This is a genomic window from Streptomyces sp. NRRL F-5650 (genome assembly GCF_000721365.1).
GTDB lineage: Bacteria > Actinomycetota > Actinomycetes > Streptomycetales > Streptomycetaceae > Streptomyces > Streptomyces ardesiacus.
Genome location: NZ_JOGV01000036.1, coordinates 57,428 through 74,572 on the forward strand (window position 1 = coordinate 57,428; position 17,145 = coordinate 74,572).

Genomic DNA, 17,145 nt, shown 5'->3' on the forward strand with positions numbered 1-17,145 from the left:
GCAGGGGATCAAGTAACTTTGCTGAGGCATACGTGCCTTGAGTGAGACCGTGCGACGGGGGAAGAACGTGGGAAACCGGCCGGGGGATTGGCATGTCCTGGACCTGGACAAGGACCCGACGCCGGGTGATCCGCAGCGGGTGCGCACGCTCGCGAAGACGCTGCACGACTTCGCCGACGACGTCTCGGAGGCGTTGCGTCTGGTGAAGGGCATGGCGGGGGAGTCGACCCTGGCCGAGTGGGCGGGGAAGTCGGGGACGGTCTTCAAGGACGAGTTCTCGGGTGTGCCGAAGAACTTGAGGAAGCTGGAGAAGTCGTACGGGATGTGCGGCGACGCGCTCGCGGACTTCTGGCCGAAGCTGGAGCGGGCGCAGGCGTTGGCGGACCGGGCGCTGGTGAAGGCGCGGGAGGCCCGCCAGGACCTGTCCTCGGCGCAGTCGAAGCTGTCCTCGGCGGACTCGTGGGTGACGCGGGCGTCGAAGGAGGCGGACAAGTACAAGGACGATCCGTCGGGCAGCAAGTCGGACGCGGACAAGCCGGACGAGGCGAAGGTCCGTGCCGCCACCCGTGACGTCCGGCACGCCAAGACCGCGCAGACGAACGCACAGTCGGCGGTCGACTCGGCGCAGAGCGCGCTGGACGCGGCGAAGAAGATGGCCGAGGACGCGCGGAAGATGCGTGAGGACGCTGCGCGGGAGGCCAAGAACAAGATCGACGAGGCGTCCGACGCCGGCATCCAGAACCGGTCGTGGTGGGAGGACATCGGCGACTGGTTCACGGACAACTGGGACAGCATCGTCGCGGTCTGCAAGGTCGTCGTCGCGGTCGTCGGCATCGTCGCGATGATCATCGGCGGCCCGATCCTCGGCGCGATCGTCCTCGTGGCCGCCCTCGTCGTCCTCGCGGACACGCTCTACAAGTACAGCAAGGGCCAAGCCTCCCTATGGGACGTGGGCTTCGCGGCACTTGACTGCATACCGGGCGGCAAGGGCATCACCACACTCGGCAAGCTCGCGACAGGAGCGAAAGCCCTGGGCAAGGGCGGCCTCAAGGCGATGGCCAAGGGCTTGGGACGAGGCCTGCGCAAAGGAGCCGACGACGCGGTCGGCAAGAGCAAACCGGCCAAGGGGCGCTGCAAGAACGGCGACCCCATCGACATGGTCTCCGGCGAGATGCTCGTGGAGGAGACCGACGCCGAGCTTCCCGGGCTCCTCCCGCTCGTGCTGCGGCGTACGCACCTCTCGACGTACAACTGGGGTTCGTGGTTCGGCCCGTCCTGGGCCTCGACGTTCGACGAGCGCCTGGAGCTGGACGCGGAAGGCGTCGTCTTCGCCGCTGAGGACGGCATGATCCTCGTGTATCCCGTGCCCGTCCCCGGTACGTCGGTGATGCCGACGGAGGGCCCGCGCTGGCCACTGGACTGGGACGGCTCTCCCGAGAGTCCTCTCCGCATCACCGACCCGGCCTCCGGACGCACCCGCCACTTCGCCACGCTCGCCGGCCCCGTCACCGCGTACGAGGCGTTCACCCTTCCCCTGGCCGCCGTGACCGACCGCGGTGGACGGCGCATCGACATCGACCGGGACGGCACCGGCGCCCCCGTCGCCGTCCGCGACTCCGGCGGCCGCCATGTGCACATCGACACCGAGGGCAACCGCATAGTCGGCCTGCGGCTGCGCGACGAGGAGGCGGGGCCGGACGGCACGACGCTGCGGCGCTACGGCTACAGCGCCGAGGGTCACCTGACGGAGATCTACAACTCCAGCGGTCTTCCCCTCAGGTACACCTACGACCTTCAGGGACGCATCACGTCCTGGACCGACCGCAACGGCACCTGGTATCGCTTCACCTACGACGACCAGGACCGTTGCGTACGCGGTGAAGGCGCCGACGGGTTCCTGTCCTGCTCCGTCGCCTACGACCTGGAAGGCCGGGAGACCCGCTACACCGACTCGCTCGGCCACACCACGACCTACCGGTACAACGAGCGCCGGCAGGTCGTCGGCCAGACCGACGCGCTCGGCAACACCACCCACGCCGAGTGGGACGCGTACAACCGGCTGCTCTCACGCACGAATCCGCTGGGCCACACATCCCGTTACAGCTACGACGAGCGTGGCAACCTCATCTCTGTGGTCCGCCCCGACGGCACGGTCACAACCTGTGACTACGACTCCTCCGGCCGCCCCCTGTGGATCACGTTGCCGAACGGTGGCAGGCGAGGCTACGCGTACGACGAGCACGGCCACCCGGCGGCGACCGTCGACGCCGATGGTGCCGTCACCACCTACGCCCATGACCCCTCCGGCGGACTGCTCGGCGTGACAAACGCCCTGGGTGCGACCCACCGCGTCCACCCGGGGCCGCTCGGGCTGCCCGATTCCGTCACCGCGCCTCTGGGCGGTACGTCGCGCGTCACCCGCGACGCCTTCGGCCGCATCGTGGGTACCGTCGACGCCGCCGGCGCGGCGACACGCACCACCTGGACGGTGGAGGGCTACCCCGCCGAGCGCGTCATGGCCGACGGCAGGGGCGAAAGCTGGTCCTACGACGGCGAGGGCAACATCCTCCGCCACACCGGCCTCGACGGCCGGAGCACGACCCACACCTTCACCCACTTCGACCGGATCCGCTCCAGGACTGATGCGGACGGTTCGACGACGTGGTTCGCGTACGACACCGAACTGCGGCTCACGTCCGTGACGAGCGCGTGGGGTGCGGTGTGGTCGTACACCTACGACCCGGCGGGCCGCCTCGTCCGCGAAGTGGACTTCAACGGCCGCGCCGTCGCCTACACCTACGACGCCGCGGGCCGTCTGATCCGGCGCACCAACGGCGCCGGCGAGATCACCTCCTATGTGCGGGACGCGTGCGGCCGGATCGTGGAGCGACGGTCCGGCGAGGCGGTCGCAACCTTCGCCTACGACTCCTTGGGCCAGCTCGTCACGGCGGACACCCCCGAGACGACGCTCACGTTCGAGCGCGACGTGGTGGGCCGTGTCGTCTCCGAAGAGTGCAACGGCCGCGCGGTCCACACGTCGTACGACGCACTCGGCCGGCGAACGGAACGTCAGACTCCGTCGGGCGCCGTCAGTCATTGGGAATGGGACGCGAACAACCGGCCGACCCGGGTCCGGCTCGCCGACAACTCGCTGTCCTTCGCCTACGGGACCTCGGGCCACGAGACCGAGCGGCGGCTCGGGGAGACGGCGGTACTGACGCAGGAGTGGGACGCCGGCCACCGGCTGACCGGGCAGCGAGTCCTCGGCACAGCGGCATCCGACACCGCTTCGCCGGACGAGGTCCTGCTGCACCGCTCGTACACGTACGGACCGGACGGCGGCCTGACCGCCGTCGAGGACCAGACCCACGGCACCCGCCGGTTCAGCCGTGATCGTCTCGGCCGGGTGGAGGCGGTCTCCGCCGCCGGGTGGTCCGAGCGCTACGCCTACGACGCAGCGGGCAACGTCAGCCGGGCGGAAGTACCGGAGGGCCCGCAGGGGGAACGGGTCCACGACGGCACACTCATCCGCAGGGCCGGACACATCACCTACGTCCACGACGCACAGGGGCGCCTCGTGCGGCAGACGCGCAAACTGCTGTCCGGGGGGACGCGGGAGTGGACCTACGTGTGGGACGCCGAGGACCGGCTCACTCAGGTCACGACCCCGGACGGTCGTCGCTGGGCGTACCTCTATGACGGCCTCGGCCGCCGCGTCGCCAAGCGCCTGCTGTCCGACGAGGGTCTGCCGGTTGAGGAGACGGTCTTTACCTGGGACGGCTCCCACCTGGTGGAACAGCGCAGTTCCGGCGGCGGTCCCACCCGAAGCTGGGAATGGGCTCCCGGCACCGACCGTGCGCTGCTGCAGATCGACCAGGACGAGGTCGACCGCCGCTTCTACGCCATCGTCACCGACCTGGTCGGTACCCCCACCGAGCTGGTCGACGAGGAGGGCCGGGTCGCTTGGCGGGCGCGCACGACGCTGTAGGGCACGCCTGTGGGTGGTCCCGCCGGTCCGGTCGACTGCCCCCTGCGCTTCCCGGGCCAGTGCCACGACCCGGAAACCGGCCTCCATTACAACTTCCGCCGCTACTACGACCCCGAGAACGCCCGCTACATCAGCCCGGACCCCCTGGGTCTCGCTCCCGCGCCCAACCACCACGCCTACGTCCTCGATCCCCTTCGCTGGACCGACCCGTGGGGGCTGGTGAGCTGCGAGAGCAGCAGGCACGGCATCACGGAGCAACGGGAGGCCCACATCGAGGGCCAGCACGGTCCCGGCGCCCAGGACCGCGTGCGGGAGAACGCCGACCCGACGGGGCCGGAACCCTCGCTGCCCGGTGAGTTCTACGAGGACTTCTTCTGGGAGGGCGACGACTTTGTCCTGGGCCGACGGCTCCGCGAGGGCGTCGACGGCACTCCCGCCATCCCCAACCCGCGCGCCAGGGCCGGACAGGACAGCCACCTGCACCGCTTCGAACACGGCGAGCCCGTGGGCATCAACGGCAGCGGGCGGGAGACCAGGGAAGTGGAAGTCGTCATCCGCGACGGCCATATCCATACGGCGTATCCGGTCTGAGAGGGCCGGCCGCTGACGGGCATGCCGACCGCAGATCGGAACACCGTTGGGCCAAGCTCAAGAAGCCCGGAGCGTACGGTGACGTGCTAGACCCTGAACCGCACCGCCGGCGCGACCCACCAATGGTTCAACCCAATCAAGGTCGCACCATGCGCGCGGCCAGTGCATGGATGTCTCTTATGAGCGTCGACGAGGGCTGATCAAGATCAAGTGCATGTTGATGCAGCGCGTTCCCTGGGCCAAGGTGGCCTGCTCGGCCTCGCCCGTGTTCTCCCCCAGGTAAGGCTCACCGTTGGTGAACACGCACACGGTGTCCCCCGGACGCATTCGGGAGAGGAGCGCTGAATTCGCCGCCCGAACGTCGCTGCGCATGCTTGCGGTCCCGGGAAGCGAGCACCGCATTGGTGTGCCGCCCGTGCGGGACGACGGAAGACCCCGGTTGACCACTTGACCGCTGGGGACTGGCAGCGGATATGTGGCGAGTCCGGCCTCGAGCGCACAGCCCCGGTCCGCCGGACTGCCCTACGTCGAGCACAACCGAAGGACATCTGAAGCACGGGAGCCGCATCCCTCGGGTCCCGCGTCGGCTGCGCGGAAGACCCGTGCCGTCCGCGAGGGGGTGGGCCGGCTGCTGAATGCTGCGGCTCAGGGCAGGGTCACGATCTGGGCGGCGTGGGTCAGGCCCGCGCCGAAGCCGACCAGCAGGGCCGGGGTGCCGCTGGGCAGGGTGCCCTGGGCGAGCAGGTGCTCCATGGCGAGCGGGATGGAGGCCGCGGAGGTGTTGCCCGCGGAGACGACGTCCCTGGCGATCACGGTGTGCGGGGCGAGGCCGAGTGACTTCGCCGCCGCGTCGATGATGCGGGCGTTGGCCTGGTGGGGGATGAAGGCGGTGAGGTCCGTGGTCCGGAGGCCCGCGGCGGCGAGGGCCTGCCTGGACGTCTCCGGTACGACTCGGGTGGCCCAGCGGAAGACCTCGGGGCCGGCCATGCGCAGGTAGGAACGGAGTCCGTCGGCGCCGGAGTCCGGCCAGGAGCGGTCGTGCGCGATCAGGCGGTGGTGCTGTCCGTCGGAGCCCCACACCACGGGTGAGATGCCGGGGCGTTCGGCGGGGCCGACCACGACCGCGCCCGCGCCGTCGCCGAAGAGGAAGGCGGTGCTGCGGTCCTCCGGGTCGATGATGTCGCTCATCCTCTCCGAGCCGACCACCACGACATGACGGGCGCCGCCGGAGCGGACCAGTGCGTCGGCCAGGCCCAGCGCGTAGCAGAAGCCCGAGCAGGCGGCGCCGAGGTCCAGGGCGCCGGCACTGCGGGCGCCCAGCAGGTGCGCCACGCGCGGTGCCGCGGCCGGTGCCTGTTCCAGGAACGACATGGTCGCCAGCAGGACCGCGTCGACCTCTGCCGGGTCCGTGCCGGACTGCGCCATCGCCTTGCGGGCGGCCTCCGCGGCCATGCTGATCACGGTCTCGCCGGGGCCGGCGAAGCGGCGGGTGACGATGCCGGAACGGCGGCGTATCCACTCGTCGCTCGACTCGATGCGGGCGCAGATCTCGTCGTTGCCCACCACGCGCACGGGCCGGTACGCGCCCACACCCAGGATCCGGGATCCCGCGCGTGGCTCAGTCGGGCGGATCCGGACCATCACGCCGCCCCGTCCGCGGGTACGGGTGCGGGGTGCAGCTCGCCGTTCTCGTAGCGCTTCTTGCACGTGCCGCGCTGTACCTTGCCGCTGGAGGTCTTCGGCACCGTGCCCCGGCGCACGACGAGGATGTCGTCCGGCGTGATCCGGTTCTTCTCGCGGACGGCTTCGCGGACACGCAGGCGCAGGGTGCCGGCGCCGAAGCGCTTCAGGACGCGGCCGTCCGCCTCCACCACGAGCACCAGACGCTCGTGGGTGAGGTCGTCGCAGGAGAAGGCGGCCGCACAGTTCGGGTGCAGGCCCGGCACCGCGTGCTCGGCCGACAGTTCGATGTCCTGCGGGTAGTGGTTGCGGCCCTTGCGGACGATGACGTCCTTGATCCGGCCGGTGACGTACAGCTCGCCGTGGTGCAGGAATCCGAGGTCGCCGGTGCGCAGGCAGGTGTCGTCGTCCTTGCCCGCTTCCGCCGTACGGGCGCGGAAGGTGGAGTCGCTCTCCTCCGGGCGCCCCCAGTATCCGGCCGCCACGCACGGGCCGGAGACCCAGATCTCACCGACCCGCCCCTCGGGAAGGGTCCGCCGGGTGCCGGGGGCGACGATCCGTATCCGGGTGCCCCGGACCGCGACGCCGCTGCTCACCAGGGGTACCGCGCCGTCCGCGGGTGGGGCGACCGGCTCGGCCACGCCGTTGCGCAGGGCCTCCGCGGACAGCCACAGGACGGTGGGCTCCCGGTCCTCGGGAGTGCCGGTGGCCTTGAGGGTGTTCTCGGCGAGTCCGTATCCCGGGCACATGGCACGCGGGTCGAAGCCGTGCGGCGCGAACGCCTCGGTGAACGAACGGACCGTCGCCCAGCGCACCGGCTCGGCGCCGTTGGCCGCCACCCGCCAGGCCGACAGGTCGCCCACGTCCCGGGCCTTTCCGTCCGCGGCGGCGCGGGCGCACAGTTCGTAGGCGAAGCTCGGTGCCGCGGCGTGGGTGCCCCTGAACCGGGCCATGGCCTCCAGCCATCGCGCCGGCCGCCGGATGAACGCCTCCGGCGCCATCAGGTACGACGGGATGCCCGCCCACAGCGGCAGCACCACGCCGAAGAGCATGCCCATGTCGTGGAAGAGGGGCAGCCAGTTCACGACCGTGCCGGCGGGCTCGCACGGCCACAGCGCGTCCGTCTCCGCCACGTTGGCCAGGAAGTTGGCATGGCTGACCATGACGCCCTTGGGGGCTCCGGTCGAACCGGAGGTGTACTGGAGCAGCGCGATGTCCTCGGGACCGGGCGGGGCCGGAAGGCTCGCCCCGGTGTCCGCGAGAGCGGGGTCGTCGGTGGGCAGCAGGGTCAGGCCGCCGAGCGCGGGCATGTCGCCGAAGCGCTCCTGGAGGTCGCGGGCGACCTCGGACGTGGTGAGCACGGTCGTGGTTCTGGCGTCGTCGGCGATCCGCCGCAGCCGCAGCACGTCCTCGCGGCTGCGCGGCACCTGTACGGGGGCGCCGGCGACGCCTCCGAGCATGCCCCCCAGCAGGGTGCGTACGAACTCCAGTCCCGACGGGTACAGCAGCACGGCGTTGCGGCCCGGCAGGCCGGCCGCGGCGAACGCTCCGGCCCGCAGGCGGGCGGCGTCGTGGAGTTCTCGGTAGGTCAGCGACTCCTGTGGTTCCTCGCCGCTCCGGAGGAAGACGTAGGCGGTCTCGTCGGGCTGCTTCTCGCTGCGCACACGCAGCATGTCCACGAAGGTGGACTTGTCGTCGGCGTTCGGAGGGAATCCGAAATTGACCATGCTCATGTCTCCTTGTCGAAGACGGACCGGGCTGCGGGGCGAGCTGCGCCACCGGCCCGGCGTCCGGTCCTGACGGCTCAGGGCAGGCGGCTCATGAGGTCCGCCGCCGCCTGATGGCGGCTGCACGGCCGGTCGGCGAAGGACCGCCGCACCCGGTCACGGATTCCGCTCTCCTGTTCCTGGCTGAGTTTGAACATGCCCTCGGCCTCCGACACCGTGACGCGAAACGCCCCCACGCCCGGCAGGATGCGTTTGAAGTAGTCGACGGATTCGGTCATGTCCCATTCGGCGCCGAACTTCCCCTCGTACTCCCGGACCGTCGCCTTCACCACTTCCAGCGTCTCCTCCTCGGGCGGGATCTTCTCCAGCACGCCGTGCACGTGCACCGAGGTGAAGTTCCACGTCGGCGCTGCCGGAGTCGTCCCGTACACCGTCGGCGACACATAGGCGTGCGGCCCGGTGAAGACCAGCAGGACCGGGTCCCCGTCCCGCAGCGCCGTCCAGTGGGGGTTCTGCACGTTCATGTGGCCGAGGAGAAGGGTGCCCGCGAGGTCGTCGGTTCTCTCACCGGTCTGGTGCGGGTCGAGGATCACGGGCAGGTGTGTGGCCCACGGGCCGTGCTCCGAGGGGCCGTTGGTGGTCAGCAGGGCCAGCGGACTGCGGGTGATCAGATCGATCAGCCACGACGGGTCCGGTGGGCGATATTGCTCTGGAACGAACACGGGAGCGTTCCTTTCCCAAGAAGACGTCATGTCACGAAAGCGCGGTCACTGCGGCGCGGTGTTGTCCAGCGTCAGTGCCGTGCAGCGGATGCCGCCGCCGCCCTTGCGCAGCTCGCCGGTGTCGAGCTCGACGACGGTCATCCCGCGTTCGCGCACCCTGGCGGCCAGTTCCGGGGCACCGCGCGTCATCGTGACGGTCCGTCCGTCGCTGATCAGGTTCAGGGCGAACCGGGCGGCCTCGTCGACGGAGACCTCGATGACGTCCACGTCGAGTGATCTCAGCGCGGCCATGCTGGGGCGGTCGAGCGCCTCGGGGCAGCAGGCCACCGTGTCGGGGCCGATCACCCCCACCGCCAGGTCGAGGTCGTACCAGCGCTCGCTGCTGACCTGCAGGGGGACGACCTCGAACCCGTAGAGCTCGCCGAGCAGTCCCGGCACCCGGCGGTCGGTCCGCTGTCCGTGGCCCACGAACAGGCGGCGGCCGCAGACCAGGGCGTCGCCCTGCCCGCTGAACTCGTACGGGCAGTCCAGGACCTCGAACTGATGGGCCTTCAGCCAGGACCGCACGTACGGGATCTCCGCGCTCCGCTCGACCGGCGGCACCCCGAGCACCGCCACGCCGGAAGCGACGAACGCCATGTTCGCGGTGTAGACCATGTCCGGGCACTCGGACGCCGACTCAATCCGCCGTACGGTGCGACCGGTCGTCCGGTGGGTCTCGACGATGGCCTCGTGCTCCCGTCGCGCCAGGATCAGGTCGGGCTGGACGGCGACGTCCATGTACGGGTTGATGACGTAGTCGACGCGGAAGTACGTGGTGTCGCACATCAGCAGGTCGCGGTTCATGGGAAGTCTCCGATCGAAGCGTCGGGTGCACTTCGGCACCGGCCAAGGTTGGTGGTGGCCCGGTGGCCGTGACAACGCGGCCGGCGGACCCCGGCGAGGCCGGCGGCGCGGGGTTGCGCGGCGCTTCGGCCGGCCGGTACCGGTCCGCCCGGCCGCTACGACGAGGACCGGGCGGCCGCGACGGCCTCGGCGTCCCGCAGCCGGCGGGCGACCTCCGCGATCACCTGCTCGGGCGACTCGTCGATGAAGAAGTGACCGCCGGGAAGCACCCGGACGACGGTGTCCGCGGTGGAGTACGCCGCCCAGCCGGACAGCCGCGGGACCGGGACCTCCCTGTCGCTGTCGCCGCCGAGCACGGTGATCGGCGCCGAGACGGGCCGGCCACCGCGTCGGCACAACTGTCCGGCGACGGCGAAGTCGGCGCGCAGGACGGGCATGAACATCGCCATCAGGTCGTCGTTCTCCAGCACCGCCGGGGGTGTTCCGGCGAGGCCCCGCAGCCGGGCCCGGAACTCGGCGTCCGGGAGCAGCCAGTCCGCCCGGCCCGACGCGCCGGGACCCTGCGCACCGGGGCCGGGGGCACCGGCGCCCGAGACGAGCAGCGCGGCCGCCGGCACACCGTGGCGGTGTTCCAGGACGCGGGCGGCCTCCAGGGCGAGCATGGCCCCCAGGCTGTGGCCGAACAGCGCGAAGGGGGTCTCCCGCCAGGGGAGGATCTGCCGCACCACACCGGCGACGAGCGCGTCGGCCAGCGGAACGGGGCTCTCACTGATACGGCTGCCCCGGCCGGGCAGCTCCACCGGCACGATCTCGACCCGGCCACGGGTCGGGCCCGGCAGGCGGCCCCGCCATCCGGCGTAGATCCGCTCCGCCGATCCGCCCGCGTAGGGAAGGCAGTACAGACGCATCCGGGTCACCGCCTCCGCCTGTGCCGGGCGGCCTCGGCGGGGCCGGACCGCCGGGTGGCGTGGCGGGCTGTCCCGCCGGCGAGACGCGGGGGCGCGCCGGCGGGGGTCAGGTGGTTCACAGGGCCTGCCCGCCCTTCGTTCTCCTGCGCAGGGCGGGCCTGCTGGACCGGGAGAGGTCGTCCCACATGTCCGACAGGCCGGTGACCGTGCGCGCCGCGAAGAGCGTGCGGATGGACACTTCCAGGTTCAGTTGCGTGCGGATCAGGCCGACCAGTCTGATCGCCCGCAGTGAGTTCCCGCCGAGGTCGAAGAAGTCGTCGTCGATGCCGACCCGTTCCAGTTCCAGCACCTCGGCGAACGCCTCGGTCAGGACGCGCTCGGTGTCGTTGCGCGGGGCCCGGTGCGGGCTGTCCCCGAACTCGGGCTTCGGCAGTGCCGCCCGGTCCACCCGCCCGCCGGGAGTCACCGGCAGCCGTTCCAGCACCACGAAGACCGAGGGCACCCCGGACTCGGGCAGCCGGCCCGCCGTGAACCGGCGCAGTTCTCCCTCGGAGAGGCCGGCCCGGTGATCGCGGGCGCCGTCGCCGCCGACGACCCGGCCGCCCACCGGGACCACGTACGCCACCAGGCGTTGCTGTCCGGCGTCGTCCTCCCTGACGACGACCACCGACTGCGCGAGTCCGGGGTGCTCGGACAGCACCTCCTCGGCCATGGCCGGGTCGGTCCAGGAGTCGCGTACCCGCATCTCGACGCCGACCCTGCCGACGTACTCGATCCGGCCGTCGGTGCCCCACCGGACGCGGTCGCCGGTCCGGTACATGAGTGACCCGCCGGGCCCGAACGGGCAGGGGACGAAACGCAGCGCGGTGCTTCCCGGCCGTCCGTGGTACCCGCGTGCGACGCCGGGCCCGGCCACGTACAGTTCACCGGTCCCGCCGGGGGTGGAGACCGGTGCCAGTCCGGGGCCGAGCACCAGCAGGACGGTGTCGTCCACCGGCCGGCCGAGTGCCTCCGTGTAGTGGGCCGGCCCGTCCGGGGCCAGCCGGTCGCCCGCGGCGAAGCCCGTCGTCTCCGTCGGACCGTGCCCCACGACGATCGTCAGCCCGGGGCGGGCCAGCCGCAGCCGCCGCACCGCGGCCGCCGGCACCCGCTCGCCGCCGGTCCACACCTCGCGCAGGCCGGCCACGGCTTCCGGGTGTTCCGAGGCGACCGTCGAGAACAGCCCCGGTGGCAGCCACACCGCGGAGACCGGGTGCGCGGCCCGGGCCTCGTTCAACGTGTCGATGTCCAGCTCTCCCTGGGGGGCCACCACGACCGTGCCGCCGGCCAGCAGGGGGGCCCACAGTTCGAGGGGGAGGACGTCATGGGTGGGCGGTGTGTGCCACAGCACGGTCCCGCGGGCACCGTCCTGCCGGTGGCGGTCCGTGACGAACCGACGCAGGTTGCGGTGGGTCACGGCGACTCCGGTGGCCGTGAGGCCCGGTTCGCTGCCGTACATCACGGCCGCCAGGTTGTCCGCGCGCGGCGGCGCGGCGGCGTCCTCGTCCGCGGCGCCCTCGTCCGCGGCGTCCGGCGGTATCTCGTCGAGGAGGAACAGCGGGACGTCCGGCTCCGGGGCGCGTGCCTTGGCCGTGGCCGCGTCGGTGAGCCACAGGCGTACCGCACCGTCGCGCGTCACGGAGCCGGTCCGTTCCGCCGGGAGCGCGGGGTCGACCGGCAGGTAGGCCCCGCCGGCCTTCATGACCGCCAGCAGGGCGACGACCAGGCCGGCCGATCGCGGCAGGGCTACGGCGACGACGCTCTCGGGTCCTACGCCCCGGCGCCGCAACGCCCCGGCCAGCCGGTTCGACCGCTCGTCCAGCGTCCGGTAGGAGACCGCCGAGTCCCCGCAGACCACGGCGTCGGCGTCGGGGGTCCGCTGCGCCTGCTGGGCGAACAGCTCGCCGAGCGTCGCGTCCGGCTGCGGCACGTCGACGGGGTTCGGCGGGTCCGGGAGCCGGTCGCGTTCGGCGCCGCGGGCCATGTCCAGGGCGCCGACGGGCAGTTGCGGTCCCCCGGCGACCGCCGCGCGGATGAACGCGATCAGTTCGGTGCCGATGATCCGCAGCTCGGCGGCCGAGTACAGGTCCGGGGGCGCCTCGAACCGGAGGAACAGGTCGCTGTCGGCACGCCCGTCGGTGTAGACGCCGATCTGGAGGTCGTTGAACGCGCCGGTCGTCGCGCCGATGTGGTGGGCCCTGAGCCCGGCGAAGTCGAGTTCCTCCATGCCTTCGATGATGTTGACGGCGGCACCGAAGCTGCTGCGCTCGCTCAGTTCGGACTCGCTCACCTCGACGATGTCGGAGTAGTGGCAGGCGGTGTGGCCGAAGATCCGGTACGTCTCGTCCACCACCGCGTCGGCGATCTCGGCGAAGGCCGCGCCGAGCGGGACCCGCATCCGCACCGGCACCACGTTCACCGCGAGGCCGGGGACCGCGCTCGCCGCCCCCGACCGGTTGGCCACGACGAGCGAGAAGAGGAAGTCGGGGCGGTCGCAGCGGTGCCGGAAGTACACCGCCGTCGCCGCGGCCACGAACGACGACATCCACACGCCCATGGATGTCGCGGACTCGGTCCACTGCCGCGCCTCGTCGTGCGGGACGGTCAGCGTCCGGCTCACCATGCCGATGGACTCCGCGAGCCGCGACCAGCGGTCGGCGGGACCGGCCGGTTCGCAGAGCGCGGACCGCGACGCGTCGGACAGCGCGACACGGGGGATCCGCGCGGGCGCGGGCGCGTTGGCCAGGTAGGTGCGCCAGAATTCCGCGTCCGCGGCGAAGTCCGCGGAGCCGCGGTACCGCACGGCCTCCGTCGTGAACGGCTCGACAGCCCACGGCTGCGGCAGGGGCGGCACCGGCGTTCCCGTCGCCAGCGCGGTGTAGACCTCGGCCAGGCGGCGCGAGAGCATGCCGCCCGCCCCGTGGCCGTCGGAGACGAGGTGGTGGTAGACGACCACCACGAGACAGCGGTCTGGCGCGAGTGTGACCACTCCCATCCGAAGGAGCAGGTCGTGCTCCAGGTCGAACGGCTCGCCCACCACCCTGCCCAGCTCGTCGAGCGCCGCCCGCTCGCTGTCGGCCGCGCCGCTGACGTCCAGGAAGAACGGACGCCAGTCCCCCACCTCCCGGACGGCGAGGCGCAGTCCGTCGTCGTCACCGTCGGTGAAGGTGACGCGGAGCACCTCCGCCTCCTCCAGCACGTACCGGAACGTCTCGGCCATGACGGCCGGGTCCAGTCGGCCCCCCACGTCCCACATGAACATCGCGTGGTTCAGCGTGGCGGGGACCATTTTCTGGGCCAGCCACAATCCCCTGTGCGCCGACGACGCGTCGAACATCCGCACGCGGATCATCCCTTCGGCTAAAGATCGGAGAACCGGACGAACTCGCGGCTCAGGTCAGTGCTGTCGGAGGCACGGCGCCCGCCCGGCCGTCCCGCCGGGCGGCGCCGAACCAGGTCGTCAGAGCGGTCCTGAGCGCGGCGACGTCCGGCGTCCCGCCCGCGGGTGCCACCCAGGCCACGTGGCCGTCGGGCCGGATGAGAAGCGCGTCGGGCACCGGGACCTCCCCGGCGTCCCGCACCAGCCACGTCTCGTCCTCGGCGCGAGCCGCGACGACGTCGACGCGATCGGCCCAGCCGTCGTTGACGGCCGCCGCCCCGGTGCCGCCCCGCAGTTCGAGCAGTACCGGGCGGGCCCGGTGCAGCAGCTCGTACACGTGCGTGGCGCCGGCCTGCGTCTTGAGGTCGGCGTCGGGGACGCGCCTGCCGGTCAGCGGGTGGCTGCCGCCGAGCGGGTACCGGATGTCCAGCCCGGTGATCATGCCGATCAGCCGCCGGTTGACCTCGTCGATCACGATGAGGGAGCCGAACACGTCGCGCAGCGCGTCGATGTCGGCGCCGGGACGGGCCAGCGCCGACTGCGCCCGCGTGTTGTGCAGCAGCCGTTCGCCGACCGGATGACGTTCGGTGTGGTACGTGTCCAGGAGGTCCTCGTCCGCCGCGCCGCGCAGTACCGAGGCGAGCTTCCAGCCCAGGTTGACCGCGTCCTGGACACCCACGTTCAGTCCTTGCCCGCCGGCCGGGAAGTGGATGTGCGCCGCGTCGCCCGCGAGCATCACCCGGCCGTCGCGGTAACGGGAGGCCTGCCGCGCGGCGTCGCCGAACCGGGAGACCCAGCGTGGGCTGTGCATGCCCCAGTCCGTGCCGGCGAGCCTGATCAGTGATTCCCTGAGCTGCTCGAACGTCACGGGGGCGTCGCGGCCCGCGACATAGTGGTACTCGGAGGTCATCACCCGGAAGAAACCGGGTTCGAGCGGCAGCACCGAGAAGTGGCCGCCGGGGCAGCGGCGGCCGAAGATGTAGTCCTCCTCCAGGGAGGTGAACTCGACGTCGCCCAGCAGCGCCGTCATGGTGGCAGGAGTGCCGGGGAAGGTGATTCCCGACAGCTTGCGCACCGCACTGCGTCCGCCGTCGCACCCCACGAGGTAGGAGGCGGTCAGCGTGGTGGGTTCGGCATCACCCGTGCTCAGCTCGACCGTCACCCCGGTCTCGTCCTGGCGCAGCCCGGTCACCTCGGAGGACCAGCGCACCCGTACGCCGAGTTCGGCGGCCCACTCCTCCAGCAGTCGCTCGACGACGGACTGCACGATCATCAGCGGTCTGGGGTGGCGCGACTCGGGCTCGTCGAAGTCGAGCCACAGCCCGGAGAAGTGGCCCACCGCGTGCAGTTCGCCGAGCGCCAGGAAGCGGTCCAGGACACCGCGCTGGTCCAGCACCTCCAGCGTGCGGGCGTGCAGGCCGCCGGCCCGCGACTCGTCCGACCGGTGGGCGAGCCGGTCGACGACGACCACGTCGACGCCCGCCAGCCGCAGCTCGCAGGCGAGCATCATGCCGGTGGGCCCGGCGCCCGCGATCACCACGTCCGTGTCCATGCCGCTGCGTCCCACGTCGCTTCCCCATTCCCCTGCGCCGACGGACCTCTCGCTCCCACGTTCACGCAGCGGGCCGGGCGGTTCAAGGCAACCGGACACCGCGGCGGGCGGCGCGCGTTCGGGGTTGCGGATGTCCCGCCGGCGGGACATCCGTACCGGCGTCGCGGGTGGCCGGGAGGCCGGGGAGGTGCCGGGGTCAGCCCGGGTCGCCGTCGCTCATGGCGGCGAGGATGTGCTGGGCGAGCTGCCTGGGTGACGGGTGCAGCAGCGCCACGTTGGCCCGGAGTCCGAGGCCGGTCGTGTCGTTCAGGCGTTTGCTCAGCTCCAGCGACGCCAGCGAGTTGAACCCGATCTCGGCGAACACCTGGTCGGGGTCGACCATCTCGCCGGACGGGTGGCCGAGTACGACGGCGACGACCTCGCGCACGTGTGCCAGGACCCGTGCCTCGGCGGCCTCGGCGGAGAGGGCGGGCAGCTCGGCCGAGAGGGTGACGGCGCCGGGTGCGCCCTCGTCGGGCTCCGCCGGGGGCGTCTCGACCGCCGCCGTGTGCGAGGAGTTCAGCCAGTACCGCTGCCGCTGGAACGCGTACGTGGGGAGATCCACCCGCCGGCGTTCCCCGGACAGGGCGTGCCAGTCGACGGCCCCGCCCCGTACGTGCAGGTGTGCGAGCGATCCGACGACGGACTCGACCGCGTCGCGGTCCCGCCGCGACGACGACAGGACGAGTGCGTCGTCGACGTCCTCGTCCTCGGCCGTCTCCTGCACCGGGTGGGTCAGCACGGGGTGCGGGCTCATTTCGACGAAGACCCGGAAGCCGTCGTCGAGCAGGCGCCGCACGGAGGGTGCGAACAGGACCTGCCGGCGCAGGTTCTCGTACCAGTAGGTGCCGTCCATGCCGGCGGTGTCGACGGGTCCGCCGGTCAGGGTCGAGTACAGGGGCAGGTCCGACGTCCTCGGTCGGATGTCGGCCAGTGGCCGGATCACCTGGTCGCGAACCCGGTCCACCTGGTGCGAATGAGAGGCGTACGACACCGATATCCGCCGGGCCTGGGCGCCTTCGGCCCGCGCCTTCTCGATGAACTCGTCGAGTGCGTCCGGTTCTCCGGAGATCACCACCGATCCGGGTCCGTTGACGACGGCGACGCCCAACCGATCCTTCCAGGGGGCGATGCCGGCCTCGACGAGGTCCACGGGCTGAGCGACGGAGGCCATCCCGCCGTGCCCGATGAGGTCCACCAGTGCTTTGCTGCGCAGCGCCACGATCCGCGTGGCGTCCCGCAACGACAGCGCCCCGCACACGTATGCGGCGGCTATCTCGCCCTGGCTGTGGCCCGTCACGGCGGACGGCTGCACACCCCAGGACCGCCACAGCGCGGCGAGCGAGACCATCACGGAGAACAGCGCGGGCTGGACCACGTCCACCCGGTCCAGCGCGGGAGCGCCCTCGACTCCGCACACGACGTCGAGCAGTGGCCAGTCGGTCCATTCGCGCAGCGCGGCCGCGCACTCGTCGATGCTGTGCGCGAAGACGGGGAAGGTCTCGTAGAGCTCCCGGCCCATCCCCGCCCACTGCGAGCCCTGGCCGGGAAACACGAAGACCACGCCCCCCGGATCGCCTGCCGTGCCGCGCACCACGCGTGCCGATTCCGCGCCGGTGGCCAGGGCCTCCAGACCGTCGAGCAGTTCCTCCCGGCCACGCCCCAGCACCACCG

At 71.9% G+C, this 17,145-nt stretch carries 10 protein-coding genes; 2 read left to right on the forward strand and 8 right to left on the reverse strand.

All coding sequences use genetic code 11. From position 1 onward, the window contains the following. The first annotated feature begins 49 nt into the window (after positions 1-49). Both IG88_RS39140 and IG88_RS44515 read left to right on the forward strand, forming a co-directional pair. Complete coding sequence (locus IG88_RS39140) at positions 50-3,988, forward strand: DUF6531 domain-containing protein (protein WP_234332322.1); 3,939 nt, start codon at positions 50-52, stop codon at positions 3,986-3,988. A 9-nt stretch (positions 3,989-3,997) separates the two neighbouring features. Continuing rightward, on the forward strand, positions 3,998-4,579 hold the full coding sequence (locus tag IG88_RS44515; protein ID WP_051852083.1) for an RHS repeat-associated core domain-containing protein: 582 nt from the start codon (positions 3,998-4,000) through the stop codon (positions 4,577-4,579). Positions 4,580-5,224: 645 nt separating this feature from the next. Here the strand turns inward: IG88_RS44515 and IG88_RS0127565 are convergent. From IG88_RS0127565 to IG88_RS0127600, 8 genes are all read right to left on the reverse strand, one after another. Beyond that, entirely contained in the window at positions 5,225-6,223 is a 999-nt protein-coding gene (locus IG88_RS0127565; RefSeq protein WP_199807505.1) for a beta-ketoacyl-ACP synthase III, read from the reverse strand. Then, positions 6,220-7,992, reverse strand: coding sequence for a fatty acyl-AMP ligase (locus IG88_RS0127570; protein ID WP_051852084.1), 1,773 nt, complete (start codon positions 7,990-7,992; stop codon positions 6,220-6,222). The genes IG88_RS0127565 and IG88_RS0127570 overlap by 4 nt, the downstream gene beginning before the upstream one ends. A gap of 71 nt (positions 7,993-8,063) precedes the next feature. Continuing rightward, on the reverse strand, positions 8,064-8,708 hold the full coding sequence (locus IG88_RS0127575; RefSeq protein ID WP_031046733.1) for an FMN-binding negative transcriptional regulator: 645 nt from the start codon (positions 8,706-8,708) through the stop codon (positions 8,064-8,066). A 45-nt stretch (positions 8,709-8,753) separates the two neighbouring features. Beyond that, on the reverse strand, positions 8,754-9,554 hold the full coding sequence (locus IG88_RS0127580; RefSeq protein ID WP_031046736.1) for a dimethylarginine dimethylaminohydrolase family protein: 801 nt from the start codon (positions 9,552-9,554) through the stop codon (positions 8,754-8,756). A 155-nt stretch (positions 9,555-9,709) separates the two neighbouring features. After that, positions 9,710-10,462: a thioesterase II family protein gene (locus tag IG88_RS0127585; RefSeq protein WP_031046739.1), complete on the reverse strand. Its 753-nt coding sequence runs from the start codon at positions 10,460-10,462 to the stop codon at positions 9,710-9,712. 115 nt (positions 10,463-10,577) lie between these two features. After that, positions 10,578-13,838 carry a non-ribosomal peptide synthetase gene (locus tag IG88_RS0127590; protein ID WP_199807506.1) on the reverse strand — a complete coding sequence of 1,087 codons (3,261 nt, stop codon included), beginning with the start codon at positions 13,836-13,838 and terminating at the stop codon, positions 10,578-10,580. A gap of 55 nt (positions 13,839-13,893) precedes the next feature. Beyond that, complete coding sequence (locus tag IG88_RS0127595; protein WP_234332323.1) at positions 13,894-15,447, reverse strand: FAD-dependent monooxygenase; 1,554 nt, start codon at positions 15,445-15,447, stop codon at positions 13,894-13,896. Between the two features lie 181 nt (positions 15,448-15,628). Then, a partial coding sequence (locus IG88_RS0127600; RefSeq protein WP_037836816.1) for an acyltransferase domain-containing protein occupies positions 15,629-17,145 on the reverse strand: 1,517 nt, incomplete at its 5' end.

What these genes read in the sequence shown, in the direction of transcription:
- IG88_RS0127570 (WP_051852084.1), bottom strand. Translation starts at nt 7,992, where the DNA reads ATGAGCATGGTCAATTTCGGATTCCCTCCGAACGCCGACGACAAGTCC.
- IG88_RS0127580 (WP_031046736.1), bottom strand. Translation starts at nt 9,554, where the DNA reads ATGAACCGCGACCTGCTGATGTGCGACACCACGTACTTCCGCGTCGAC.
- IG88_RS0127585 (WP_031046739.1), bottom strand. Translation starts at nt 10,462, where the DNA reads ATGCGTCTGTACTGCCTTCCCTACGCGGGCGGATCGGCGGAGCGGATC.
- IG88_RS0127590 (WP_199807506.1), bottom strand. Translation starts at nt 13,838, where the DNA reads ATGTTCGACGCGTCGTCGGCGCACAGGGGATTGTGGCTGGCCCAGAAA.